Origin of the sequence: Comamonas sp. 26, assembly GCF_002754475.1 — a bacterium.
In the GTDB taxonomy this organism is placed as follows: Bacteria; Pseudomonadota; Gammaproteobacteria; order Burkholderiales; family Burkholderiaceae_C; genus Comamonas.
This window is the reverse complement of sequence record NZ_PEFL01000001.1, coordinates 2,024,571-2,049,530: the sequence shown is the minus strand read 5'-3', so window position 1 is coordinate 2,049,530 and position 24,960 is coordinate 2,024,571. Positions and strand designations below refer to the sequence as shown.

At 59.5% G+C, this 24,960-nt stretch carries 28 protein-coding genes; 12 read left to right on the top strand and 16 right to left on the bottom strand.

The window, feature by feature from the left end; genetic code table 11:
- Window positions 1-9: 9 nt before the first annotated feature.
- Together CLU84_RS09490 and pdxH are read right to left on the bottom strand one after the other, a co-directional pair.
- Window positions 10-1,065: a site-specific integrase gene (locus CLU84_RS09490; protein WP_099736956.1), complete on the bottom strand. Its 1,056-nt coding sequence runs from the start codon at window positions 1,063-1,065 to the stop codon at window positions 10-12.
- 183 nt (window positions 1,066-1,248) lie between these two features.
- Window positions 1,249-1,896: a pyridoxamine 5'-phosphate oxidase gene (gene pdxH / locus CLU84_RS09485; protein ID WP_099736955.1), complete on the bottom strand. Its 648-nt coding sequence runs from the start codon at window positions 1,894-1,896 to the stop codon at window positions 1,249-1,251.
- 35 nt (window positions 1,897-1,931) lie between these two features.
- On the opposite strand from pdxH, the gene CLU84_RS09480 reads away from it, so the two are divergent.
- Window positions 1,932-2,582: an NTP transferase domain-containing protein gene (locus tag CLU84_RS09480; protein ID WP_099736954.1), complete on the top strand. Its 651-nt coding sequence runs from the start codon at window positions 1,932-1,934 to the stop codon at window positions 2,580-2,582.
- Between the two features lie 73 nt (window positions 2,583-2,655).
- Here the strand turns inward: CLU84_RS09480 and CLU84_RS09475 are convergent, their stop codons facing one another.
- Window positions 2,656-3,267, bottom strand: coding sequence for a superoxide dismutase family protein (locus CLU84_RS09475; protein WP_099736953.1), 612 nt, complete (start codon window positions 3,265-3,267; stop codon window positions 2,656-2,658).
- Between the two features lie 103 nt (window positions 3,268-3,370).
- Window positions 3,371-4,000 (bottom strand): gamma-glutamylcyclotransferase, encoded by a 630-nt coding sequence (locus CLU84_RS09470; RefSeq protein ID WP_099736952.1) that lies wholly within the window; start codon window positions 3,998-4,000, stop codon window positions 3,371-3,373.
- Between the two features lie 332 nt (window positions 4,001-4,332).
- On the opposite strand from CLU84_RS09470, the gene CLU84_RS09465 reads away from it, so the two are divergent.
- Window positions 4,333-4,857 (top strand): OmpA family protein, encoded by a 525-nt coding sequence (locus tag CLU84_RS09465; protein ID WP_099736951.1) that lies wholly within the window; start codon window positions 4,333-4,335, stop codon window positions 4,855-4,857.
- Window positions 4,858-4,952: 95 nt separating this feature from the next.
- Here CLU84_RS09465 and CLU84_RS09460 read toward each other — a convergent pair whose 3' ends face one another.
- The 6 genes from CLU84_RS09460 to CLU84_RS09435 form a co-directional block, all read right to left on the bottom strand.
- Window positions 4,953-5,480, bottom strand: coding sequence for a nuclear transport factor 2 family protein (locus CLU84_RS09460; protein WP_099736950.1), 528 nt, complete (start codon window positions 5,478-5,480; stop codon window positions 4,953-4,955).
- Window positions 5,481-5,643: 163 nt separating this feature from the next.
- Window positions 5,644-6,060, bottom strand: coding sequence for a lactoylglutathione lyase (gloA, locus tag CLU84_RS09455; RefSeq protein WP_099736949.1), 417 nt, complete (start codon window positions 6,058-6,060; stop codon window positions 5,644-5,646).
- Window positions 6,061-6,311: 251 nt separating this feature from the next.
- Entirely contained in the window at window positions 6,312-7,478 is a 1,167-nt protein-coding gene (locus CLU84_RS09450) for a mandelate racemase/muconate lactonizing enzyme family protein (protein WP_099736948.1), read from the bottom strand.
- Window positions 7,479-7,506: 28 nt separating this feature from the next.
- Window positions 7,507-8,211, bottom strand: coding sequence for an SDR family NAD(P)-dependent oxidoreductase (locus CLU84_RS09445; protein WP_099736947.1), 705 nt, complete (start codon window positions 8,209-8,211; stop codon window positions 7,507-7,509).
- The gene (locus tag CLU84_RS09440; protein WP_099736946.1) at window positions 8,201-9,166 is read right to left on the bottom strand and encodes a tripartite tricarboxylate transporter substrate binding protein; all 966 of its coding nucleotides are present in this window, start codon (window positions 9,164-9,166) and stop codon (window positions 8,201-8,203) included. Before CLU84_RS09440 ends, CLU84_RS09445 begins: the two co-directional genes overlap by 11 nt.
- Before the next feature lie 77 nt (window positions 9,167-9,243).
- A complete protein-coding gene (locus tag CLU84_RS09435) occupies window positions 9,244-10,182 on the bottom strand; it encodes a dihydrodipicolinate synthase family protein (protein WP_099736945.1) in 939 nt (312 codons plus the stop codon).
- Between the two features lie 122 nt (window positions 10,183-10,304).
- Between CLU84_RS09435 and CLU84_RS09430 the strand changes: the two genes are divergently transcribed.
- From CLU84_RS09430 to CLU84_RS09420, 3 genes are all read left to right on the top strand, one after another.
- Window positions 10,305-11,228: a LysR family transcriptional regulator gene (locus CLU84_RS09430; protein WP_099736944.1), complete on the top strand. Its 924-nt coding sequence runs from the start codon at window positions 10,305-10,307 to the stop codon at window positions 11,226-11,228.
- A gap of 155 nt (window positions 11,229-11,383) precedes the next feature.
- Window positions 11,384-11,881 carry a nuclear transport factor 2 family protein gene (locus CLU84_RS09425; RefSeq protein ID WP_099736943.1) on the top strand — a complete coding sequence of 166 codons (498 nt, stop codon included), beginning with the start codon at window positions 11,384-11,386 and terminating at the stop codon, window positions 11,879-11,881.
- Window positions 11,859-12,548 carry a glutathione S-transferase family protein gene (locus CLU84_RS09420; RefSeq protein ID WP_099736942.1) on the top strand — a complete coding sequence of 230 codons (690 nt, stop codon included), beginning with the start codon at window positions 11,859-11,861 and terminating at the stop codon, window positions 12,546-12,548. The genes CLU84_RS09425 and CLU84_RS09420 overlap by 23 nt, the downstream gene beginning before the upstream one ends.
- Window positions 12,549-12,648: 100 nt before the next feature.
- On the opposite strand, the gene CLU84_RS09415 is transcribed toward CLU84_RS09420, so the two are convergent.
- Entirely contained in the window at window positions 12,649-13,296 is a 648-nt protein-coding gene (locus CLU84_RS09415) for a TetR/AcrR family transcriptional regulator (RefSeq protein WP_099736941.1), read from the bottom strand.
- Between the two features lie 140 nt (window positions 13,297-13,436).
- Here CLU84_RS09415 and CLU84_RS09410 point away from each other — a divergent pair, with 140 nt between their 5' ends.
- The 7 genes from CLU84_RS09410 to CLU84_RS09380 are packed head-to-tail and all read left to right on the top strand — an operon-like array spanning window position 13,437 to window position 20,038.
- Complete coding sequence (locus tag CLU84_RS09410; protein WP_099736940.1) at window positions 13,437-14,774, top strand: NAD(P)/FAD-dependent oxidoreductase; 1,338 nt, start codon at window positions 13,437-13,439, stop codon at window positions 14,772-14,774.
- A complete protein-coding gene (locus CLU84_RS09405; RefSeq protein ID WP_099736939.1) occupies window positions 14,771-15,526 on the top strand; it encodes a DUF1365 domain-containing protein in 756 nt (251 codons plus the stop codon). The genes CLU84_RS09410 and CLU84_RS09405 overlap by 4 nt, the downstream gene beginning before the upstream one ends.
- On the top strand, window positions 15,523-16,791 hold the full coding sequence (locus tag CLU84_RS09400) for a cyclopropane-fatty-acyl-phospholipid synthase family protein (RefSeq protein ID WP_099736938.1): 1,269 nt from the start codon (window positions 15,523-15,525) through the stop codon (window positions 16,789-16,791). The genes CLU84_RS09405 and CLU84_RS09400 overlap by 4 nt, the downstream gene beginning before the upstream one ends.
- Window positions 16,788-17,384, top strand: coding sequence for a chalcone isomerase family protein (locus CLU84_RS09395; protein ID WP_199173713.1), 597 nt, complete (start codon window positions 16,788-16,790; stop codon window positions 17,382-17,384). The genes CLU84_RS09400 and CLU84_RS09395 overlap by 4 nt, the downstream gene beginning before the upstream one ends.
- A 22-nt stretch (window positions 17,385-17,406) precedes the next feature.
- Window positions 17,407-18,684 (top strand): MFS transporter, encoded by a 1,278-nt coding sequence (locus CLU84_RS09390; RefSeq protein WP_099736937.1) that lies wholly within the window; start codon window positions 17,407-17,409, stop codon window positions 18,682-18,684.
- Complete coding sequence (locus CLU84_RS09385) at window positions 18,681-19,244, top strand: DUF3833 domain-containing protein (protein WP_099736936.1); 564 nt, start codon at window positions 18,681-18,683, stop codon at window positions 19,242-19,244. The genes CLU84_RS09390 and CLU84_RS09385 overlap by 4 nt, the downstream gene beginning before the upstream one ends.
- 2 nt (window positions 19,245-19,246) lie before the next feature.
- Window positions 19,247-20,038 carry an SDR family oxidoreductase gene (locus tag CLU84_RS09380; RefSeq protein ID WP_099736935.1) on the top strand — a complete coding sequence of 264 codons (792 nt, stop codon included), beginning with the start codon at window positions 19,247-19,249 and terminating at the stop codon, window positions 20,036-20,038.
- Window positions 20,039-20,088: 50 nt separating this feature from the next.
- Here the strand turns inward: CLU84_RS09380 and hutG are convergent, their stop codons facing one another.
- From hutG to CLU84_RS09355, 5 genes are all read right to left on the bottom strand, one after another.
- Window positions 20,089-20,907: an N-formylglutamate deformylase gene (hutG, locus tag CLU84_RS09375; protein WP_099736934.1), complete on the bottom strand. Its 819-nt coding sequence runs from the start codon at window positions 20,905-20,907 to the stop codon at window positions 20,089-20,091.
- A 32-nt stretch (window positions 20,908-20,939) separates the two neighbouring features.
- Entirely contained in the window at window positions 20,940-22,364 is a 1,425-nt protein-coding gene (locus CLU84_RS09370) for a formimidoylglutamate deiminase (RefSeq protein WP_099736933.1), read from the bottom strand.
- Between the two features lie 46 nt (window positions 22,365-22,410).
- On the bottom strand, window positions 22,411-22,707 hold the full coding sequence (locus CLU84_RS22660; RefSeq protein ID WP_369826824.1) for a hypothetical protein: 297 nt from the start codon (window positions 22,705-22,707) through the stop codon (window positions 22,411-22,413).
- Between the two features lie 143 nt (window positions 22,708-22,850).
- The gene (gene hutI / locus CLU84_RS09360; protein ID WP_099736932.1) at window positions 22,851-24,137 is read right to left on the bottom strand and encodes an imidazolonepropionase; all 1,287 of its coding nucleotides are present in this window, start codon (window positions 24,135-24,137) and stop codon (window positions 22,851-22,853) included.
- Window positions 24,138-24,270: 133 nt separating this feature from the next.
- Window positions 24,271-24,849 carry a HutD family protein gene (locus CLU84_RS09355; protein ID WP_099736931.1) on the bottom strand — a complete coding sequence of 193 codons (579 nt, stop codon included), beginning with the start codon at window positions 24,847-24,849 and terminating at the stop codon, window positions 24,271-24,273.
- Window positions 24,850-24,960: the final 111 nt, after the last annotated feature.

The window sequence follows — 24,960 nt, the reverse complement described above, 5'->3', positions numbered from 1 at the left end:
GGCTACCTGCTATAGATAGTGTTGCAAATGGCGCAGGGCTCTTGTGCTGTTCACGCCAATTCTGGCGATGACTTCCAGCTCTGGCACCCCTGCGCGCAGCCACTGAACAATCGCGGTATTGCGCAGCACCTGCGGCCCCACGCGCTGCAGGCGAGACTTCTGGCTGTCCTCAGCCTGCGCTTCGTGCGCGCGCTGAATGATTTGTGAAGCCACATGAAACAGCATGCGTACCGACAATTCACCGCCCCGGCGTGAATAAAACACGATGTGATCGCCATCCACCACCGTCGGCCCGCGCTGTGCTGCGCTGAATCGCCGCCAGTCCAGCAGTGCTTTGGCGACGGATTCAGGCAGCTCAAGCAATCGTTGCTGCGCGGCCCGGCCGCCGTCAATCCGCAAGAAGCGGGGCAGTACTAAGGGGGACTTTGCTATCTCTTTAGACGTACTGTCCCAAGCCAGCTCTGCGCTAGAGCGCAAATCCTTCCAGAGCAGAGCACGTACTTCTTCAGGGGCCAGCGCCAAGTCATACAGCAGCACCACAATCGCCCGGTCACGCGTATTCTGATAACCATCGGCCTGCGGAAAGTGGCGCGGTAAAGATTGCCAGAGCAGGGGATGCAGGCAGTGGCCCTTGCCATCTTCTGAAGGCGGGCGATCAATGGGCTCAAGCCCCGTGGCGGGGTTTGTAAGAATCCAGCCATGCTCCATGGCGTGATCGTAGATGCGTTCCAGCAGCCGCCAGTAACGCCTGCGGGTCACCGGGCTGATCTTGCGCTCGGGGTGGTGATGCGCCCGCTGCCCATCTCGAATCTGCAGAAAATGCTGCACATCCACGGCAGTGGCCTGATGCCAGTCCTTGGGTTCATGGGGGAAAGAGGGCTGGCTTGCCTTGTCTTCGGCATAAGCCTCGCCACTTAAATGCCATAGCCAGGCCTGCCAGACCTTTTCGTAGTTGCCGTCGGGCGAGGTATCCAGCGCATCCCAGCTTTTGCTGCCTTCATGCTCCAGCCAGTCTCTAAAAACTGCCTGCCCATTGAGTAGAAGCTTTGCCTGTGCATCCGTCATTGCTTAATTTCTATTCTTTATCAATTCATCTAATGTAACTTACATGAAATTCATTTGAGTCCTTAGAAACAGATAAAGAACAGACCACCCATTAGTTAATCAGGGGAGGGGGCCGATTTCGTCATGAAACCAGCCTTCTCAGCATCAATCTAGAGAGACATGCCCGAGCGCATACCAACGATCTCAGGGCGCCAGACGTTCACGAATCCAGTTCTGGCCATCCTCACGGTAGCTCAGGCGATCATGCAAACGGCTCTTGCGGCCTTGCCAGAACTCCCAGCGGTCGGGCACCAGTCGAAAACCGCCCCAGTGCGGCGGGCGGGGAGGATTCAGCAAGAACTGGGCGCTGTATTTGGCCGCATTCGCCACCAGCACGCCGCGGCCGCTGATGATCTGGCTCTGGGGGCTGGCCCAAGCACCAATGCGTGAATCCAAAGGGCGGCTGGCAAAGTAGGCGTCGCTTTCCTGATCGCTGACTTTTTCCACGCGGCCTTCAATCCGCACCACACGCTCCAGCTCCACCCAGTGAAATTGCAGCGCCGCAAAAGGGTTACCCGCCAGTTGCTGGCCCTTGCGGCTGTCGTAATTGGTGTACCAGACGATGCCGCGTTCGTCATAGCCTTTGATCAGCACAATCCGCGTGCTGGGGCGCATGTCGCCGCCCACAGTGGCCACGGTCATGGCATTGGGTTCGGGCACCTCGGCGCTCACGGCTTCCTGCAGCCATTGGTCAAACTGCTTCAGTGGGTTGGCGTTGGAGGCGGATTCGCTCAGCTCTGCGCGCTCGTAGCTTTTGCGCAGATCGGCAATGGAAGAAGATAGTCGGCTCATGCCCCATATTCTGCCGCGCAGTCAAAGCCAGCGTTATGCTCAACCGCAATATGCAGCAAGAAGTTTTGGTCAGCCCTCCCATCAACCTGGAGCAGCCCTGCGTGCTGATTCTCGCCGCAGGCAGGGGAGAGCGCTTTCTCGCCTCGGGCGGCACCACGCACAAACTGCAGGCCATGCTGGGCCAGCAAACCGTTTTGCAGACGACTCTGGCCGCTGTTCAGGCCTCAGGCCTGCCCTGGCATGTGGAATACGGCCCACACCCCGGCATGGGCGACAGCATTGCCGCAGCCGTCAAAGCCACAGCCAGCGCCAATGGCTGGCTGATCTTGCCGGCTGATCTGCCGCTGGTGCAGCCCCAGACGCTCAAAACACTGGCTTTACAGCTTTTGAGCGCTGATGCGGGTGATGGTGTTTTGCAAGTCATCCAGCCTTTCTATCAAACTGCGGATCAAGCTATCAACCAAGCCAAAGTGGGCCTGAAGGGCCACCCCGTGGCCTTCAGCCGTGCCGCTGCGCAGGCGCTGATGCAGTTAAGTGGCGATCAAGGCGCATCCGTCATCGTCCGTAAAGCGGCAGAAAATCAGCAATTGAAGCGCTGGGTGTGTGATGACATCGGCTGCGTACTCGATGTGGACACGGTGCAGACCTTGACTCAGGCACGAAAAATCTGGCAAGAACGCCAGTAAAGAGTCCAAGTCGTAGCCATGAAAAAGCCCCTGAAGCAGGGGCTTGGATCAAGGCATTGAAGCTGAAACCCGCTTACGCGCCGCGTTCAATCACCGCACAAGCCAAGCGAGCGCCAGAGTTGCCTGTGGGCTGAGTGGTGTAGTCGTCAGGGTCGTTATGCACGATCAAAGAACGACCCAGAATACCGTTGCTGCCTCGGTCCAGCGTGAGGTTCTTACTCACAAAATCGATAGTGGCAACGCCTTGTGTATCCGCATCCAGGCTGGGCAGGTCACCCAGATGATGGGCCTTGCTGTCACCAAACTTGCCATGCGCCTGCTGGGCAGGATTGAAGTGGCCGCCAGCGCTCAGGCCGTCGCCGCTGGAGCAATCGCCTTTTTCGTGGATATGAAAACCGTGCTCGCTGTTCGGCGCCAGCCCTTCCACACGCCCTTGCACGCGAATACCGCCTTCGGCCAGCGGGAAAAACTGCAGCGTGCCCGTGACCTGGCTGCCCTTGGTCGATTCCAGCCGTGCGATGGACTGAACGCCCTTGCTCTGGCTTTTGTCAGCGACAGGGGCTGAAGAAGCGGGCGACGCCATGTTGCCGCTCGTGGAGCAAGCCGTCAGGGCCAAGGCGGCTGCGAGCATCAGACCCGTGCACACAGGGTGAGAAAAGAGGGCGGCAACCGGGTTCGGGGACATGGCAATCTCTCATCAATCAAAGTGACCATTGTGCCGAAGTCACCCGAAGTTTCAAGCCATTTCGCCTTGAAGCCCAATAAGAGAAAGCGCAAGCAGCTATGCTTCAAATAGCAAGCACTGACGGATGCTGCGCATTGCGGCATTCCGCATAAGCCAGCAGACGCTTCAAAGCCTTGTCGTCGATGCCCAGGCGCTGCAGCTCATCAAAAGTGGCCTGGGCATAGTCCAGCGTCGTGCCATAAATGCCCTGCGCCTGCGAAAAAATGCGGCGGTAGTCTTCCGGCGCCAGTTCACCCGTGTGGTGCGGGCTCTGGCGCGACAAGGTAAAGGCCAGTGCCTTGACCGGTCCGTGCGTGGTTCTGCAAGGCAGCCAGCGCGGGTCATAAACGGCATTGGGCATCTCGCGTTGCCAGAGCTTGCGCATCACCGCATTGCCCTCGTCGCGAGGGATACGGAACACCATGCCCTGGCAACTGCCGCCCGAGAGCATGCCAAACACCAGTCCCGGCGTCTGGGGTGTGCCGCGATTGATCGTGCTCCACATTTTGAGAGCACGGTGCCAGCCATGGACATGGGCTGCGTGGCGCTCACTGAACTCAAAGTCGGGTCGCCAGATCAAGGAGCCATAGCCAAAAACCCACAGATCCCCGTCTCCACCCCACTGCGCCAAAGCTTGCTCCAGCATCTGATCGGCATCACGCATCGAGGTGTTTAACAAGGGCAGGGTGGACATATCAACTCCCAAAACCGACATCAAGGCTGTAAGAACTTCCTGTATAACGCGCCACGCTGCAAACGGTGCACTTGTCTTGGGTCAAAGCACGGTCAAGAGCGCAAAAGCAACGAATCAGCAACGAATTCACCCAGCTCTCAGCTTCATCACTTTATGAAAAATGGCAAGGCTCTTGGTTTTTGCATGGCTCAGCGCCAACGCCGGTAGGGAAATTCATGGCAAACCTCTAGAATGCGTGGTTTTGCCACTGACGCCAGCACTGGCTGCTCTATCGGCATCAAGACACAGATTTCGTACTTTCACACTCAACAGCAACTACGGAGATTTCATACATGTCTTTCAACAGCTCTGACAACGACAGCCAAGAGCGTTTTGCCCTGGGTTTTCTATTTGCCCTGATCGCACTGGTCGTCTCCACCGTTGTCGGCACCGTGGTCTACAAGCGCGGCATTTCCCATGCACCCAAGGCCGAGCTTGCAGCTCCTGCTCCCAGCGCCACCAGCGTGCCTGTGGTGATCATCGAAGAGACGGCCCGCGTGATCGTTGAAAACGGCGTGGTCAAGTTCTACTTCGCTTCTGGCCAGGCTGTGGTAGCTGCGGGTGCCAACGAAGCTCTGGCCGATGTGGTCAAAGGTGTGGCCGCAGGCAAGCGCGCTGTGATTTCCGGCTTTCACGATGCCACCGGCAGCGCGGAAGTGAATGCCGAAGTAGCCAAGCAACGTGCTCAAGCCGTGCAAGCCGCTCTGACCGCTCTGGGCGTGGCTGAAGGCCAAATTGAGCTGAAGAAGCCCGAGCAAATGCAAGCCGACGGCAGCAACGCCGAAGCACGCCGGGTGGAAGTGATTCTGGCCGACTGATACCGCCAAAGATCCCCACCCAAAAGCCCAATACAGCTGATGCCGTATTGGGCTTTTGCTATTGATATGTGAATTACCGAGCAACAGCCAACGTATTAGCTGTTCTCAATAAAGCCCGAAGCAGGCGGCTCTCCCAGTGCCAGCACTTTCTCCGCGCCATCCGCATCAACCTGACGCATCACAAAAGAGCCTCTTTGAAAGCGCATGCTGCGAATCTGCCAGCGTCCATTCACGCGCTCGTACTCATCGGTGTACTGGCCCGAGAGATTGACAATGGTGCGCTCCTTCACATTGACCTGGCAAAAATCCAGATCCCACAGGCCTATGGCCTGATCTGGCCCCGTAAAGCGGATCTGCGGGTTGTGCCCGTGATGCATGTCCTGAACGGCCGGATTCATCACTGCCAGTTTGGTGAAAGTCTCCACCCAGCCATCGCGGCTGGTGAAAGCCGGAAAACCATCCGCCTCAATCACTGCGCCATGCTCCACAAAGCATTCACGCATCACATCAGGCTGCTTGCGGTCGCAGCTGCGTAAATACTGTGACTTAAGTGCCTGTATGGCCTGCAGGTCTTCAAGGCGCTGCAAGCGCTGCTGTATTTGCACCAGAACCAAATCGCTCATTGTTTGTCTCCTCATCGGTTTTATGAACGGTGATTCTTCAAACAATGCGCAATTTCACGAAACCTGCGTTTGGACGATAGAACTTATCGACAGATACAACAGGCGCAAAAAAGCGGCCTCAAAGTGCCGCTCGTTCATAAGGTCAGCAAGGTCAGGAAAGCGCTTAACGCAGACCAGTGCCTGAAACCTGATCGTCTTTGCGCTCGATCAATTCTATTTTGTACCCATCGGGGTCCGTCACAAAAGCAATCACAGTGCTGCCGCCCTTGACGGGGCCCGCTTCACGCGTCACATTGCCGCCGGCTGCTTTGATCTTGTCGCAAGCCGCATAGGCATCAGGCACACCAAGAGCAATATGACCATAGGCCGTGCCCATGTCATAGCTCTCTGTGCCCCAGTTAAAGGTCAACTCAATCTCTGCCTGGTCGGGATTGCCGCCAGCGAAGCCCAGAAAGGCCAGCGAGTACTTGTACTCCGTATTTTCAGAGGTACGCAACAACTGCATACCGATGACATTGGTATAAAAATCAATAGAGCGCTGGAGATTGCCAACGCGCAGCATGGTGTGGAGAAATCTCATCCCTTTATTGTGCCAGCCAGCTCGCGGCATTGCTGACGCAGCAGTTATGCTTGGAAAACGGCGGCTTTTAGGGCTTGCGCAATTTCACGCTGAACAAGATTGCTGCCGAGCTCTTGACAGCAACTGGTCGCACAACGCTCTTGGACCGCTCCTGACTCGATAAACAAACCATATTGGTTTTGTCGTTTAGGAAGCGGTCCACCTGCTTTGACAATACCTCTTGGAAACCAAGCAGATCATGCTGTATTGATTCAGCGTGTCAGCGCCAGCATTTCCTTTATCAGATCAGACTTTCCTTCGAACCCGATGCCGGGGAGCGGGGGAAGCGTCACATAGCCGTTATCGACCTTGACACCATCCGGGAAGCCGCCGTAAGGCTGGAAAAGATCCGGGTAGCTTTCATTGCCGCCCAGACCAAGGCCGGCAGCAATGGCTAGGGACATCTGGTGTCCTCCATGTGGAATACAGCGACTTGGGGACCAGCCGTTTTCCTTGAGCATGTCCAGCGTTCGCAGGTACTCCACCAAGCCATAGCTCAAAGCACAGTCGAACTGCAGGTAGTCGCGCTCAGGATTCATGCCGCCATGGCGAATCAGGTTGCGAGCATCCTGCATCGAGAACAGGTTCTCACCGGTGGCCATAGGGCCCTTGTAGACCTCGCCCAGCTTTGCCTGCAACTCGTAGTCCAGAGGGTCACCTGCTTCCTCGTACCAAAACAGAGGGTACTGTGAGAGCGCTTTGCCATAGTCAATAGCTGTCTTCAGGTCGAAGCGGCCATTGGCATCAACGGCCAGTTGCTGTCCAGGACCCAGTATTTTCAGCACCGATTCGATGCGTTCGCAGTCCTCGGCAATGCTGGCACCGCCAATTTTCATTTTCACTACCGAGTAGCCGCGCGCAAGATAGCTTTCCATTTCCTGCTTGAGTTTGTCCAAGCCCTTGCCAGGGTAGTAGTAGCCCCCGGCGGCATACACAAAAACGCGAGGATTGGGCGTGCCGTTGCCGTAACCCTCAGCCAGCAGCTGAAACAGTGGCTTGCCTTCTATCTTTGCGACTGCATCCCAAATCGCCATGTCGATGGTGCCAACCGCAACCGATCGCTCGCCATGACCGCCAGGCTTTTCGTTGGTCATCATGCTGGCCCAGATCTTGTGGGGATCCAGGTTCTCGCCGCTCTCGGCAATCAACGTGGCCGGATCTGCTTCCAGAACGCGGGGGATGAAGCGATCGCGCATCAGGGCACCTTGTCCATAACGACCATTGGAGTTGAATCCGTAGCCAATGACCGGCTTGCCATCGCGAATCACATCCGTCACCACAGCCACAAGGCTGAGGGTCATCTTGGAGAAGTCAATGTAGGCGTTACGAATGTCGGACTTGATTGGGCGCGTCGACTCGATGATATTGACGATTTTCATATTGATTTCTCTCGGTACACGTTGATTTTCATTGCGACAGGGACGATCCGCCGCAGATGTTGAGGTTCTGGCCGGTGATTGCTGCTGCAGCGGGTGACAGCAGGTAGCTGACCAGCGAGGCAATCTCTCCGGGCTCTACCAAGCGACCCATGGGCGGCATACGTGGAGCACTGCCTGAGCGGGCGGGGTCTTTGAGCATGGGCGTGGCCGTGGCACCGGGAGAAACGACGTTCACCGTGACTCCCTTTGGCGCCACTTCCACGGCCCAGCTGCGGGCCATGGCAATCACCGCCGCCTTGGTGGCGGCGTACTGGCCGCGCCCTGGCAGGCCCTGGGCAACTCTGCTGCCGATAAAAACCACGCGGCCGAAGCCGCGCTCAGCCATTGCCGGTACCAAGGCGTCGGCCAGTTGAGATGCCGCGTCTACATGCAACTTCCACATCAGCTCACCGGCTTTGGCATCCAGCTTTCCAAGCTCACCGACTCGAAGTACTCCCGCTGCGTGCACCAGAGCATCGACGTTGGCAAGATCAGCCACCACCGAGTGAGTTTGCTCGTGGTTGCTGAGATCCAGTGGACGGTGAGCGAAAGCGCTGTGTTCTATCGTTGCTGGCGACAGGTCAACACCGGTAATGCGCCAGCCCGCAGTTAACAGCTCTTCACAGATGGCTTTGCCGATACCGCCACTGCTACCGGTGACGACGGCGTGCAATTGTTTGGCATCATTCGACACGGATTTTCCCTTCGGTCACGATCTTCTGGGAACGCTCCATGTCCATCTTCTGAAATTTGGCGAAGTCTTCGGACGTACCAGTCGTGGCCAGAATTCCTTGCTCCTTGAGCTTGTCCTTCATGTCACCAGACAGCGCTTTGTTGACCTCGGTATTGAGCTTTTTGCCGATATCGGCAGGTAACTTTGCCGGACCCCACAGCCCATACCAGCTGTAGAACTCAAAGCCAGGAATGGTCTCGCCCACGGTGGGTACATCTGGCAGGCTTGCAGCACGCTCTGCAGACGTCACGGCCACAACGCGCAGCATTCCACTCTTGTGATATTGCAATGAACCAAGAATGGGGTCGATGAATCCGTCGATCTGTCCGCCAATCAAGTCCTGAAAAGCTGGTGCGGTTCCCTTGTAGGGGACGATCAGATAGTCAAGCTTGCCTGCGCGCTTCAGGAGCTCGGTGGACAGGTGCCCGGCCGAGCCGATAGATCCCACGGCGAATGACATCTTTCCTGGATTGGCCTTCGCATAAGAGATCAGCGACTTGATATCCGTGATGGGCAATCTTTTGTTGACTGCAACCGATAGCGGTGCCTTCGCGACCAGTACCACAGGGGTAAAGTCTTTTTCCACCGTATAAGGCACAGACTTCATCGTCATGGGCGCGGTGGTGAAAGTCGAAGCGTTGAAGAGCAGGGTATAGCCGTCCGACGCAGCCTTTGCCACGACATCGCCGCCTATCACACCATTACCGCCAGGACGGTTTTCAATGATGAATGGCTGGCCCATCTGTTCGCTGAGCTTTTGTGCCAGCTGTCGCCCTACGGTGTCCAATGTGCCGCCCGGCGGAAATGGGATCACGACCTTCACGGGTTTGCTAGGGTAGGCCTGTGCTGAGGCCATGCTGGCGACGGCCATGGTGATGGCACCCACGGCAAGCTTGATGTAACTTTTGCGTTGCATGTTCTTTGTCTCCTTTCGTTTTTTAGGAAAGTCCATGGCCGTGGCGTCTTTGTGCGCCACGGCAAGCGAATCCGCTATCAGCGCTTGAGCAGGCCCGCCTGTGCTACGGCAGCGCGCAGAGCCTCCATCTCCTTCTCATTGGGAGCTTCGGTCGGTGGGCGCACGGTGGCGTCATCAATCACACCAGCCAGGTACATGCCGCCCTTCATGCGGGCATGCGCTTCGCCAGTCGGCTCGCCGCCGCCGTAGACGGCATCCTTGAGTGGGGTGATCACAGCCTGAATTTCCATGGCCTTTTTCAGATCACCAGCTTTTACGGCATTCCATAAATCGATGATCAGTTGAGGAATGAAGGTGGCGAAACCGACCAGAGCGCCATCCACCCCCTGCACCATGGAAGCCAGCAGGTATTCGTCGTGGCAGGTCAAGATGGCCTTGCTTGCATCTGCTTCGCGGATGGCCTGAATGTCGCGGGCATATTTGTTCATGTCGCGCTGGCCGACCTTGAAGGCTTGCAAATAGGGCAACTTGGCCAGCTGCGCGAGCAGCTGCGAAGAGTAAGAGGCGCGCGTCCAGGCCGGGTATACGTGGCACACCAGATCCAGGCCGGGTGCTGCTTTGTGAATGGCTTCGAAGTACTGCAGGGCATGCTCGGAAGTGAAGCCAAACCGCAGCCAGTGGTGAGGAGGCATGACATCCAGTGCTACAGCGCCAGCCTCTTTGGCGGCCCGGGCATGCTCGGCTGCTTCAGCCAGGCCTTCACAGACGATGGATGAGATGACCGGCAGGCGCCCTTTAAGTTCGTCAGCAACGATGCGGGTGACTTCGGCGCGCTCGGAGGGCGTCAGTGAAAAAACCTCGCCGGTGTGCCCATTGGTCATGATGGCGACGACGCCGTCATGACCCGCAAGCCAGGATGCAAGCTTGCGCAGTGCCGGTTCATCGATCTTGTGATCAGGCGTGAATGGACAAGAAATAGCGGGGATGATCCCCTTGTAGTTGGAAATCGATGGCATGTATAGTCTCCGAGCGTTGGCTTTGTTGATCTGAGACTGCATCATTTCTCAGAGTGCAAATCAGCACCAATACTAGAAATGCATACAACTATCTAGTTCATAGAACACAACGAGCGCAGAGCATGGGACCTGGAAATCGCAACCTCGATTTGGAGTGGCTTGAAGACTTTATTGCCCTTGCTGAAAGCGGAAATTTTTCCCGTGCTGCCGAGGTTAGAGCCATCGCTCAACCGGCTTTCAGTCGCCACATTCGTGGACTTGAGGAGTGGGTCGGAGTCGATTTATTTGACCGAAGTGCTCATCCAGCAGCGCTGACGGCTGCCGGTCAGCGTTTTTTGCCACTTCTGGAAGGCGTGCTCGGAGACCTTGAGGCGGCCAGAATCAAGGCCCTGGCGGCACACAATCAGGAAGAGTCCACCTTGCGGTTTGCGGCAACGCATGTTCTGTCGTTGACGTTCTTTCCCCGCTGGCTTGCTGAAATCGAATCAAGGCTGCACATAGGCTCGTTACAGACCATGTCGGACAGCTCTCGCAGCTGCGAATTTCTGATGTTCCAAAGACGGGTGCAGTTCGTGCTTTGCCATGGGCATGTCAATGTTCCGGGAAGACTGGACGAACAAGAGTACCCCATGCTCTTGCTGGGCAAAGACATGCTGCTACCAGTTTGTGTACCGCATCCAGACGGAACCATGGGAAAAGCCTTGCACGCAATTGGCAATGCACCGCCGGTACCAGTGCTGGCTTATAGCCAGGACTCAGGCCTGGGACGAATCATGAGGACGCTGCTGCGGCCCAATATGCCCAAGACAGGCAGGAACACATCCGAGTCCGACCTTCAAGAGGTCTTTACTGCGCACCACGCCGTGCTGCTGAAGACCATGGCTTTGGAGGGGCGAGGTATCGCCTGGCTTCCCCAGTCACTGATAGAGCAAGAGCTGCTCAACGGGACCTTGGTCGGCGCGGGTCCAAAGGCCTGGAACATACCTGTGGAGATACGGATGTACAGGCAGCGCGCAGAGATGTCGGATAAAGCCGAAGCGCTGTAGGAGCTAGCCAAGAAGCAAGCGCTTGTGTGATCTGATCGGAGAAACTAGGAGCTTATGTTCGCTGTGTTACCTGCTTGCAATATTCAAAACGCGCTTCACTGATCGTTCAACTTTTGACCTTGAGAGGTCCACACCAAGCGGAGCTACTGGGCCCAATGACAGCAGATTTGCCTTCTACCTCAACTGATATGAATACCGCCGTGGACCGACTTGTTCAGCTGTATGAAAAGCTAACACCGGATCTCATCAGGCAACTTGATGCGTTTTATGCACCAGACGCTCACTTCAAGGATCCATTCAACGATGTTCGTGGCGTGTCGGCTATTGCCGAGATCTTCGATCACATGTTTGACACCTTGCAGAACCCGCATTTCATAGTCACGCAGAGGCTGGTACAGGGCCAACAAGCCTTTTTGGCATGGGAGTTTCACTTTCGATTGCGGCGCTGGCGGCCCGGAATTGATCAATGCATCAGCGGGGCCACATTGCTGTGTTTTGATGCACAAGGCCGTGTTAGCCAGCACCGTGATTACTGGGATACGGCTGAAGAGTTGTATGAAAAATTACCCCTGCTTGGAGCTCTGATGCGCTGGCTGCGCAAAGCGGGCTCCGCCACTAGGAAAACTACCTATGCTGACCGTTCATCACCTTGAAACCTCGCGCTCTCAGCGCATCCTGTGGTTGCTTGAGGAGCTTGGCGTTCCCTATGAATTGCGTCATTACAAGCGCGATCCCCAGACCCGCTTGGCGCCACCCGAGCTCAAGCGAGTCCATCCACTGGGAAAATCGCCGGTTATCAGCAGCGGCGACATCGTGGTCGCAGAGTCTGGTGCCATCATCGAATACCTCATTGAATGCTATGCCCATCAGGCACCCATGGAGCTTTCGCACCTGGAGCCGTTGCGAGGAACGGCTGAGCACCGCCAGTGCCGTTTCTGGATGCACTACGCCGAGGGCTCACTCATGAACTGGCTGGTGATGAAGCTAGTTTTTGACACCATCCCGAACCAGCCCATGCCATTTTTCGTGCGTCCGGTAGCTCGTGCGCTGTGTGGCAAGGTGCAGCAAAAACTCATTAAGCCCAACGTGCAGACCGCCTTGGCCTTTATGGAAGATCACCTAGCAAGCCATCGCTGGTTCGCTGGTGAGCATTTGAGCATGGCCGACTTCCAGATGAGCTTTGCCGTTGAAGCTGCTTTGGCACGCGCAGGTAACGAAGCAGACTGGCCTCATCTGATCGCCTATCGCGAACGCATGCACGCACGCCCTGCATACCAGCGGGCCTTGAGCAAGGGCGGTCCAGTAGTGATGCAATCCTGACAACCAGGAGTGCATGACTGGTCTGAATAAAGATCAGCAAAAAATGGCCTCATGAAACGAATCCATTTTCCCGCAGCCGAACCTTAACGAAACAAAGTAATTAGCTTGCTTGCCCAGGCACAGCCAATCCACCAAAGGTCGTGCTCGACACCCAGTCGATGATTTGCGCGTGCGTGTACTGGCCCGATTCCTTGAGCAGGGCAACCACGGGATCACAGGCGCGCGCAAACAGCGTGTAGAGCACCAATTCGGCCGGCAGCGTGGGCTGCAACTGGCCGCTGGTCTGGGCCTCTGTGATCCAGATGCTGAGGCGGTTGCTCAGCGAAATCAATCGGTCCATATAAGCGTCGTTGGATTGCAGCGATGCGCTGAGGTTGGAGTTTTGCGCGGGCAGGGAGGGCATTTGGCCTTCCAGCTGTGTCTGCATGGCCCAACGTGTCACGGCCTTTAACTGGTCCAACGGGCGTACAGGCGTAGCGGTCTCAGCCGCCTGGACGGCCTCGTCGCGCAAGCTATCCACAAACGCCAGTGCGCGATCCAGCACACCGACCATGGCGGCTCCCGCCAGCTCTTCCTTGGACGTGAATAGCTTGTACAGGCTGGCCTTGGCCATGCCGGCTTCGGCAGCAACCTCGTCCACCGTCATGGCGTCGTAACCCTTTGTAGCCAGCAGCCGATTAACGGCCGTCACGATGGCCTGCTCGCGCACGCGCTGTATCTGTTCTTTGATGGAGGTGCGACTTGTCATGGCTCTATTTTAGACCGCACGGGTCATATCTGATACCAAATAGTGCAAAGTGGATATGTTTGGTTTATAGTTTGAACTCATCAGTTCACAGTTTGATCTTTGTGGTCCGATTGATTGACTCAACTAAGAAAGACGCTCCCATGCATCGCATCGCAGTCATAGGGTCGGGGATTTCGGGTCTGGCCGCAGCGAGGCGGCTGGCCGCCGCACCGGGCGGGCCAACCGTGACCATGCTGGAGGCGGGCAGCCATTTCGGCGGCCATGCCAACACCGTAGACATGACGCTGGGCGGTGTCAGCCAGGGCGTTGACACGGGCTTTCTGGTGTTCAACTACCGGACCTATCCGCTTCTGACCCGCTTGTTTGAAGAGCTGCAGGTGCCGACGGCTAAGGCCGAGATGTCGTTTTCGGTGCAGGTGCCGAATGCTTATGGTCAAGCCGGCTTGGAGTGGAGCGGCAGCTCGCTGGGCGGTGTGTTCGCCCAGCGCGGCAATCTGCTGAGACCGCGTTTTCTGAAGATGCTGGCCGAGATCCTGCGCTTCAACCGCTTGGCCACGCGCATTGCCAAAGAAGGCGATGAAGTGCAGTTGCGTAGTTCCATCGAAGCCTTTCTGGACGAGTACGGCTTTGGAGCCTCCTTCCGACAAGACTATCTGCTGCCCATGATGGGTTGCATCTGGTCCTGCCCCACGGATCAGATGCTTCGTTTTCCCGTGGCCACGCTGATCCGCTTTTGCCACAACCACGGTCTGATTCAGGTCACGGACCGGCCGCAGTGGCACACGGTGCGCGGCGGCTCGCGTCAGTACGTGCGGCGCATGGTGGCCGCACTGCAGCAGGACGGCCACCATGAGGCTCGACTGAATGCGCCCGTTCTGGGCCTGCGCCGCATGGAGCAATGCGTACTGCTGCAGATGGCTCACGGCACAGAGCAATTCGACGCCGTGGTGCTGGCTTGCCACAGCGACCAGGCTCTGAACCTGCTGGGCAGCGATGCCACACCACAGGAGCGCAGCGTGTTGGGCGCAATCCGCTATCAGCCCAACCAAGCCGTACTGCATACCGATGCCAGCGTGTTGCCGCGTCGTGAAGCGGCCTGGGCCGCCTGGAACTACGAGCGCGCTGCCAACCCCGGGCGTGACCAGGCCGGTGTTTGCTTGCACTATCTACTTAATCGGCTTCAGCCTCTGCCATGGCAGCAACCCGTGATGGTTTCACTGAATCCGGTGCGCCCCATTGATGACAGCCAAGTTCACACGCGCATGGCGTACAGCCACCCTGTGTTCGACCTAGCGGCCATTGAGGCACAAGGCAAGGTGGGCACTCTGCAAGGCCAGCGCCGGACATGGTTCTGCGGCGCATGGTGTGGCTACGGCTTCCATGAAGACGGTCTGCGCTCCGGCCTGGACGCAGCCGACGGCCTGTTGAACGCCTTGCCGGGCCTGCCAGCCAGCCCAGCCATTCTGGGGGCGGCATGACTGCTGCACGTCCCCTCATCGGCTTTGGCCATGTCTGGCACCGCCGCCTGCGGCCGGTCGCGCATGCCTTTCACTATCCCAGCTATTTTCTGCTGCTGCCACTGCGCAGCCTGCGCACGCAGCCGGACGCCGTACTGCGGCGCAACCGGCTCGGCTGGCTGAGCTTTCATGACTGCGACCACGGTGACGGCAGGTCCGATGCGCTGGCCTGGTTCGAGCAGTTGCTGCACAGCGAAGGCATTGAAGATGCCGATGGCGAAATCTGGCTGCACACCTTCCCGCGCGTGCTGGGCTATGTGTTCAAGCCCGTGAGCTTCTGGTACGCCCACCGCGCCGATGGCTCGCTGGCCGCCGTGCTGGCCGAGGTCAACAACACTTTTGGCGAGCGCCATGCCTATTTGCTGGCAGGGCCGGAACTGGACTGGGGCCGCGAGCAGGTAGCGCGCAAGCAATTCCATGTCTCGCCGTTCTGCGAGGTGCGCGGCGAGTACCGCTTCCGATTCGAGCGCGGTGAAGACCGCACCCTGGCACGCGTGGACCTGCATGACGAGGACGGCCCGCTGCTGCAGACCAGCGTGGGCGGCGTGCTGTACCCGCTGAACGCCGCCACCGTGCGCCGCGCCTTCTTCGGCACTCCCCTGATGACGCTGGGCGTGGTCGCCCGCATCCACTGGCATGCGCTTCGCCTTTGGGCAAAACGCGTGCCGTTCCATGGCAAACCCTCCGAGCCCAAGCGCTTCGTCACACGATGAACACTACCGCCGCCTCTCTGCTAAGCCCCTCTGCCGCAGCGCCGCATCGCATTCCCGCGAGGGCACGCAGTGTGCTGAGCTTGCTCGAACGCCTGCCGCACGGGCAGCTGAACCTGGAGCAACCCGACGGCCACTTGCGGCACTTGCCACCGATGGCGTCGGGCGCTGCAGACGCACATTGCGTGCTGCACAACTGGCAGGCGCTGGAGCGCACGCTGAAATCGGGGGATATTGGCCTTGCCGAGGGCTATATCGCCGGCGAGTGGGACAGCCCGGATCTGGCCGCTTTGCTGCGGCTTTGCATGACTAACCGCGACCATGTGCAAAGCCTGGTCTACGGCAGCTGGTGGGGCAGGCTGGGCTACCGGCTGCGCCATCTGCTGCAACGCAATACGCGGGCCGGAAGCGCCAGAAACATCCATGCCCATTACGACCTGGGCAACGATTTCTACCGCCTTTGGCTGGACCCCGGTATGAGCTATAGCGCGGCCTGGTTCGAGGGCCGAACCGGCGAATCTCTGCATCAGGCAGATCTGCAAGAGGCCCAGCAGGCCAAGCTCAGGCGCACGCTGAACGAGGTGCAGCTTCAGCCCGGCCAGCGCTTGCTTGAAATCGGCTGCGGCTGGGGCGGCCTGGCCGAAACAGCTGCGCAAGAGTTTGATGCCCAGGTCACGGGCGTGACGCTGTCGCGCGAGCAACTGGTCTGGGGCCAGCGGCGTATGCTGCAAGCGGGCCTGGTAGACAACGTGGAGCTGCGCTACCAGGACTATCGCGACCTGCCTGCACGGCATGCAGACCAGCCTTTCGATGCCATCGTCTCCATAGAAATGTTCGAAGCCGTAGGCCGCGAATACTGGCGCGGCTACTTCGAGATGCTGCGTGACTGCCTCAAGCCCGGTGGCCTGGCCTGCATACAGACCATCACGCTGCGCGAAGACCTGTTCGCCCGTTATCTGCGCTCCACGGATTTCATTCAGCAATATATTTTCCCGGGTGGCCTGCTACCCAGCATCCCCGCTTTCGAGCAGGAAGCGCAGCGCGCGGGCCTGGTGGTGGAAAGCCACATGACATTTGGCCGTGACTACGCAGAGACGCTGCGGCGCTGGCGCCAGTCCTTCGAGCACCAGCTTGACACCGTGCGCGCCCAAGGCTTTGACGAACGCTTTGTGCGCATCTGGCGTTTCTATCTCGCCTACTGCGAGGCGGCCTTTGACACCGGCAACACCGACGTAGTCCAGTTCACGCTGCGCAGGCCCATGCCATGACATCCCTCCAATACCGACATTTCATCAAACGCCGCCATGCCCTGTCCTGGGGTGCGGCCAGTGTTCTTGCTCCTTTATTGATCACCATGTCCAACGAACTTCATGCCGTAACCCCGACTGTCGATCTTCCGGGAGAGATGCGCAGCACCCTGCCGGCCGCGCGCCAAGTGGGCTCTGCCGTGCTGCGCTTCTTTGGACTACGCGTCTACGAAGCCCGGCTATGGGCCACGAATGGATTCACGCCGGAAGACTACAACCGTCACCCGTTTGGGCTGGAGTTGGTCTATGACCGCAAGCTCGAAGGCGCGGCGATTGCCGAGCGCTCCATCGCCGAAATGCGCAGGGTCGGCAGCTTCACCGATGAGCAGGCCCGCCAGTGGCTGAGCTTAATGAAGCAGGCCTTTCCCGATGTGGTAGCCCAGGACAGGCTGCTGGGCCTGAATGACGGTCAAGGCGAAGTGCGCTTTTTCCACAACGGCCGGCAGACTGGCCAGATACGCGACGCCGAGTTCGCACGCCTGTTCTTTGGCATCTGGTTGTCGCCACAGACCTCGGCGCCCGCCATGCGCAGCTCTCTGCTCGGCTTGGGCTGAGCAGCGCTCACCGGACCACGCCATGGCCTCACATCCCGCCACCGCCCACATGCTGCCTTGGCGAACCGGGCTGGCCTATGGCGGACTGGCCGCGCCGCTGGCCTTTGTGTCCCTGCCTTTGTATGTAAACCTGCCGCATCACTACGCCAGCGTGGAGAGCGCACCGCTGGCGGGACTGGGCGCGGTGTTGCTGGCCACGCGCGCATTCGATGCCTTAGTGGACCCCGCCATTGGCCGCCAAGCCGACTGGCTGCTGCGCCGTGGTGAATGGCCGGCTTGGTGTGCAGCTGCGCTGGGTAGCCTGTTGATGGTGCTGGGATTTTTGGCACTCTGGCACTCGCCGCGTGGTACCGAGGCAGCCATGCTGGGCTGGCTGGCCTTCAGCCTGCTCGCATGTACGCTGGCCTACAGCTTCGTTGCTATTCTTCATCAGGCTTGGGGAACCCGCTGGGGAGGCGACCCCGGCTGGCGTGCCCGTGTTACCGCCTGGCGCGAAGGAGCCACACTGGGGGGCGTGCTGCTAGCCAGCGTCCTACCAGCCTGGCTGGGCTATGACGCGATCAGCGCCGTGCTCGCGATAGGCCTGGCGCTGGGCCTGATCGGTTTGTATCGCCTCAAGGCTCCCGTACTACTGCCACCGCAGCCCGCAGTGACTCATCAGGCTTCGCCGTGGGCGGATGCTGGCTTTCGGCGTTTGCTTGCCATCTTTATGCTCAATGGCGTGGCAGCCGCCATTCCCGCGACCCTATTGCCTTTTTTCGTGGCAGACCGGCTACAGGCACCCCAGTTACAGCCCTTGCTGCTGTTGTTCTATTTCGGCGCAGCGGCCCTGGGCTTGCCACTGTGGGTAAAAGCCGTCTCACGCTGGGGCCTGGCACCCTGCTGGCGGATGGGCATGCTGGTCAGCGTGCTGGCTTTTGGATTTACGCCCTGGCTGGGTGCAGGCGACGGCATGGCTTTCGCCATGATTTGCCTGGTCAGTGGGCTGGCACTGGGCGCTGATCTGGCTTTGCCGGGTGCCTTGTTGACTGGCGTGATCCACGAGGCAGGAGAGGGCGGCCGGGGAGAGGGCCGCTACCTGGGCTGGTGGACCTGCGCAACCAAACTCAACCTCGCCTTGGCAGCGGGCCTGGCATTGCCATTGCTCTCCGCCGCAGGTTATCGCAGCGGCGGTACCGACCCGGCCGGCTTGCAGGCGCTTGCCTGGGCCTATGGCGGGCTGCCCTGTCTGCTCAAGCTGGCAGCGGCAGCGCTTCTCTGGCGCGCTGAACACCTGCATTCTTCCTGGAGGCATATATGAGCCATTTGTCCTTACTCCTTTTATCTTTGCCCTTGCGGCGGGCCATTCTGGGCGTGGCAGTCGCACTGTCCCTCACGGGTTGCGCCGGGCCTACGGTTCAGGACTACGCCAAGGAGCAGCCCCAGCTGAACCTGCGTCAATACTTCAATGGCCCATTGACGGCACATGGAATCTTCACTGACCGCTCAGGCAAGGTGATCAAGCGCTTCACCGTGCGCATGACCGGGCGCTGGAATGGCGAGCGAGGCACTCTGGAAGAGCACTTTGTCTACAGCGACGGCAGCAAGCAGCAGCGTGTCTGGCATATCCAGCACCTGGGCGATGGCCGCTACAGCGGCAGAGCAGACGACGTAGTGGGAGAGGCTCAGGGCCAAAGCGCGGGTAACGCCATTCGCTGGAGCTATGTGCTGGCCTTGCCCGTGGACGGAAAAGTCTGGAACGTCAACATGGATGACTGGATGTACCTGATGGATGAGCGCACCTTGCTCAACCGTACGGCCATGAGCAAGTTTGGCGTGCATCTGGGCGATGTGACGCTGGCCTTTGTCAAGGAGCGATAGCCATGTCACTTTTCTCCAGCCAGCTGAATCCACGGCTAAGCGATTGGCACGGACGATCGGCATGGATTCTAGGTGCCTCTTCGGGCATAGGGCGGGCCACGGCCGAAGCATTGCACAAGCAAGGGGCCAGCGTAATCGTTTCGGCGCGGCAGAGCGCTGCGCTGCAGGATTTTGTGCAGGGCCGCCCCAACTGCTTGGCACTGCCTCTGGACGTGACTGATGCCGAGGCCGTGGCTGCTGCAGCACAGGCCGTGCATGCCCATGTGGGCAGGGCGCCAGACCTCATCCTCTACTGCGCCGGCCACTACAAGCCACAGCTCGCCACAGAGTTTGACCTTGAAGAAATGCAGCGCCACTTGGCTGTGAACTATGGTGGTGCGCTGCATCTGCTCGATGCCGTGCTCCCCATGCTACTGGCCGCTGGCAAGGGCCATCTGGCCTTGGTCGGCAGCGTGGCCGGCTACAGGGGGCTTCCCAAGTCGCTTGCCTATGGGCCAACCAAGGCCGCTCTTAACAACTTGGCGGAAAACCTTTATCTGGACCTGCATGGCAAGGGCCTTGGCGTGTCCATCATCAACCCTGGCTTTGTCGAGACGCCGCTGACGGCACAAAACGACTTCAGTATGCCCTCGCTGATCAGCGCCGAAGAAGCAGCACAGCACATGCTGCACGGCTGGGCACAGGGACGTTTCGAGATGAACTTCCCGCGACGCTTCACGCGCTGGATGCGTTTGCTGCGTTGCCTTCCCGACGCTTGGTACTTCGCAGCTGTGCGCCGCTCCACGGGAGTTTGATGATGCGCGGTGAGCGCACCTTGATCGTCTTGGCGACAGATCGGTCAAAGTTAGCTGCCAGAGTTCATGTTCGAAAAATCCAGCATCGCATTTAGCATATTGCGCAACGTAGGTTCCACAAGATTTGCCAGATCAGGCAAGTATTCAAACGGCATCTGCTCCTGCATATAGCTGGACTGGGTCATCTCCATCTGTACCGCGTGGTAGCCCTTGTCGGGCTGGCCATAGTTGCGCGTGATGTAGCCGCCGGTAAAGCGGCCATTGAGCACGCTGGAATGATTGGGCGACTGTTTGGCGATCAATAGCAGGCTTTCAGCCAGCTCGGGCGCGCAAGAGCTGCCATTGCCCGTACCCAGATTCAGGTCGGGCAGCTTGCCTTCAAAAAAGCGCGGCAGCACCGAGCGGATGCTGTGTGCATCCCAGAGCATGGCCACACCATGCTCGCCGTGCATGCGATCCAGCTCGGCGCGCAGCTGGCCGTGATAGGGCTGCCAGTAGAGTTCGCGGCGGCGGGCAATCTCGGCGTCGTCAGGCTCCAGGTCCTTGCTGGCGTACAGCGGGGTGTCGTCAAAGCTGTCCACGGGGCACAGGCCGGTCACGCTTTGGCCGGGGTAAAGGCTGGCGCCGTCGGGTGGACGGTTGAGGTCGATCACATAGCGTGAATGCGTGGCCACCAGGATGGAGGCTCCCAACTGCTTGGCAAATTCGTACAGTGTGGGCATATGCCAGTCCGTGTCATGCACCTCGCGGCTTTCTGCCGTGAGCTTGGCGGCGATGTCGTCAGGCACATGGGTGCCGGTGTGCGGCATGGAGATCAGCAGGGGTGCTGTGCCCTGATGAAAAACAAAAGGGGGAATGGATGGGCTCATGGAGCAATTTTCCTTGCTGTCAAATACGGGAATCAGGCGCTGCGCAGCAACTGGCTGCGGGCCCGAACAAAAGCCTGTTGTGCGGTTTCGTGTTGCGGGTGACGGCCCGATTGCACGCGCTGTTTGCCACCCACCCAGACCTCGGCCACGGCCGAAGTACGGTGGCTGGCAAACACATGACCGGCATGGCCGCTGTCGGCGGGCAGTCCGGCCAGCGCCACGTGTTCAGCATCCAGCACCACAAAATCGGCTTGCTGGCCCACGGCCAGACCGGCAATGGCGCGGCCAGCTGCCTGGGCGCCACCGGCCACGGCCTGCAAGGTCATGGCGGTTGCCACTTGGGGTTGCGCGCCGCCGCCCAGTACATTGCGCTGGCGCAGCGCCAGGCGCTGGCTGTATTCCAGCATCAGCAGCTCCTCGGCCGCATTCACCGTGGCGTGGCTGTCGGAGCCAACGCCCCAGTGCCCCCCATTTTTCAGCCACAGAGGCATGTCAAAAATGCCGTCGCCCAGATTGGCCTCGGTGGTCGGGCAGATGCCGGCCACGGCACCGCTTCTGGCGGCGCTGGCGTATTCCTCGGCCGTCATATGCGTGGCATGAATCAGGCACCAGCGCTGATCGACGGCGGCATGGTTCATCAGCCATTGCACAGGGCGCTGGCCGCTCCAGGCCAAGCAGTCGTCCACCTCCTGGGTTTGCTCGGCAATGTGAATATGCACCGGTGCCTGGGGCAGCATGGCGTGCAGACCGGTGACCGCGGCTTGCAGGCTGTCAGGCGGCACGGCCCGCAGCGAATGCGGAGCAAGGCCCAGATTGGCCGCTTGCGCTTTACAGACGGGTGCCAGCTGCTGCAATAGCGATAGCATTTTGTCAGTGCTGCGAATAAAGCGTGCCTGGTCTTCGCGCGGCGGCGTGCCGCCAAAACCACTGCTCTGGTAGAGCACGGGCAGCAGCGTCATGCCAATGCCGGTTTTCTGCGCCGCGCGCAGCAGGGCCCGCGACAGCGTGGCGTCATCTGCATAGGGCTGGCCGCCTACGTCGTGGTGCACGTAATGGAACTCGCAGACCGAGGTATAGCCGGCTTCCAGCATCTCCAGATAGAGCCAAGTGGCAATCGCCTCCAGCGCCTCGGGCGACATGCGGTTGGCAAACCCGTACATGAGATTGCGCCAACTCCAGAAACTGTCTTGCGCCTGGCCGCGAAATTCCGTCAAGCCACCAAATGCCCGCTGAAATGCATGCGAATGCAGGTTGGGCATGCCGGGAATCACCGGGCCGGCGGCCCTAGCGGCGTCCTCCGCCTCTCCGGCTTCGCCGCTTTGCGGATCCACGCCAGCCAGCACTTCGATCAGCTGGCCGTTCTCGTTCCAGCTCAACAGGACATTGCGCGCCCACCCCGTAGGCAGCAAGGCATCGGCAGCGAACAAGGTGCGCGAAATGGAGGAAGAAGCAGTCATGTTGATGGGTCTCGATGAGAGGCTGGTAATAGTCAGGCCACGCAGCTCATGCCGTCGCAGACTCAGTGTGTGCCATGGTAGTGAGCAAGGCCTGAACAAAGCGCGCATTGTCGTTATCGTTACCGATGGACACGCGCAGAAGATGCTCGAAGCCCGGCTCTTTCCAGGGTTTGATGATTACGCCCTGCCGTAGCAGCGCTTCGGTCACTGGGCCATTGGCCAGAAGCGTGATCTGCGAGACACCGTAGCGGGCACGAACTGCCTCGGACGATAGCCCTGCGTTGTAAACAGGCGGCGGGCGCACTTCAGGGCGGGCCAGGGAAACTAGAGACGATTCACTCATGGTTCAGAACACCTTTGCGGAATTTGATGGCTCACATCACAGACTGCCTGCCAGCGCTGCGTCACATCGGCGTCGAAAGGAGGAATCGGTTGTGCAAGAAATCGTTTGCTTGACATCAAAGCCTTTCAGTGCTGATTCCCTGCTCAAGCGTTTGCGGGTGCAAATACCTTGCCCTGACGCACGATGGTGCAGCGGGGCTTGCTGCCAAACCAGTAGGCCAGCTCGGCCACATGCAGCACCGGCCACAACACAAAGTTGGCCGGGCGGTTGGCTGCAATCAGGCCTTGCTCATGCTGCAGACCCAGGGCGCGCGCCGCATGGGTGGTGATGCCGGCCAGCGCCTCGGGCACGGTCAGGCGAAACAGGGTGCAGGCCATATTGGCCATCAAGAGCAGACTCAAACACGGAGAAGTGCCGGGGTTGTGATCCGTAGAAACGGCCATGGGCACCTTGGCAGCTCTCAAAGCGTCAATCGGTGGCACTTTGGTGTCGCGCAGCGTGTAAAAAGCGCCGGGCAGCAGCACGGCCACGGTGCCGGCTTTTTTCATTTCGGCAATGCCGTGTTCGGACAAATGCTCGATATGGTCGCAAGACAAAGCGCCGTACTGCGCCGCCAGCGCCGCGCCTTCCATGTTCGACAACTGCTCGGCATGCAGTTTGACAGGCAGGCCCAGGGCCTGGGCGGCTTGAAAGACCTGCTCGGTCTCGGTCAGCGAAAAAGCAATGCGCTCGCAGAACACATCCACCGCGTCGATCAGCCCTTCGGCGGCCAGCGCGGGCAGCATCACCTGGCTGACCAGATCGGTGTACTCCTGGCTGCGGCCCGCGTACTCAGGCGGCAAGGCATGGGCGCCCAGAAACGTGGTGCGCACCGTCACGCCGCACAGCAGGCCCAGGCGGCGGGCCACGCGCAGCTGCTTGCGTTCGTGCTCCAGCGCCAGACCGTAGCCCGACTTGATCTCGATGGCCGTTACGCCTTCGTCCAGCAGCTGCTGCAGGCGCGGCAGGGCCAGGACTACCAGCTCGTCCTCGCTGGCCTCGCGCGTGGCCTTGACGCTCGAGACGATGCCGCCGCCGGCCTTGGCCACCTCTTCGTAAGTGGCACCGGCCAGGCGCATGGCAAATTCGTTAGCGCGCTCGCCGCCATAGACCAGATGGGTGTGGCAGTCGATCAGGCCCGGCGTGGCCAGTTGGCCCCGGCCGTCATGTGCGTTCAGGTCCTGGTATTGCGCGGGCAGGGCCTCTTGCGTACCCACCCAGACCACGCATCCCTGCTGCACCACGATGCTGGCCAGCGCGCCATCGGCGACTGCGGCATCGGCCGAATCTGCCTCAAACAGGCCAGGAGCCAGACGCAGGTTGTGCCAGCGGCCATCGGCAGAGGCTGCAGTTTCAGGGACGGTCTGGGTGTCGGCGGTGGCTGGCGTCATGGAGTCGCTCCGGGGCGGTGTGTCAATCGGTAGGGGCCATGAATCTTCATAGCTGCTTGCGCATGAGCTTGTTCAGTTCCAACAAGGTTTGAGTTGTATTTTGAACACTGACAAGCGCAATGCGCTTTTGTTTTTATAGCGTCGGTGTCAGGCGGACCCACACCAGATGAGCGTTCTTGTCCTGAGCCGCCAGCGTTGGAGTCTCGGCCAGTGGCTGGGAGGGCGACCACCACAGGCCCTGGCCGGGTGCCAGCTGCGCGTCATCTGTGATTTTCCAGCTGCCGTCCAGCACCATGCACAGGCCTGCCGGGCCGTCAGGGCTCAGCTGCTCGGCCGAGATGACTTGTACCGTGGCCGTCCATTGTCCGCGCCTTGTCATCACATTGAAGTCGGTGGAGGTGCCGCCCAGCAGCGTGCAGTCCAGCACCACATCGCCCGCAAAGGCAAACGGCTGCCAGCGTGGCTGCAGCGCGTGGTGAATGCCGGCCTGCTGGGCGACCAGCTCTACGCCGTCGCCGTCCAGCAGCATGATCTGCCGGTCAATGCCGGCAAAGGCCGAAAACGGCCCGGCCTGGGCAATCGTCGCCACGCTGATGCGCCAGGCAAAACTGTCCATGCCCGCCCCCGTCGGAAAACATACGATCTCGCGCGTGCTGCCGCCCCCGTTTTTCCAGGGGCTGTGGGGAATCTGGTTCAGATCAAAACGTTGCATGGATCAAAAGCACAAAAACTAAAACAAAACGCAGCTTAAAAGCTTGCGTGGTCCAAGTGAGAGACAGCGAGGAAGGGCCGTCCCGCACCGAGGCTGTCGTCCCCCTCCCGA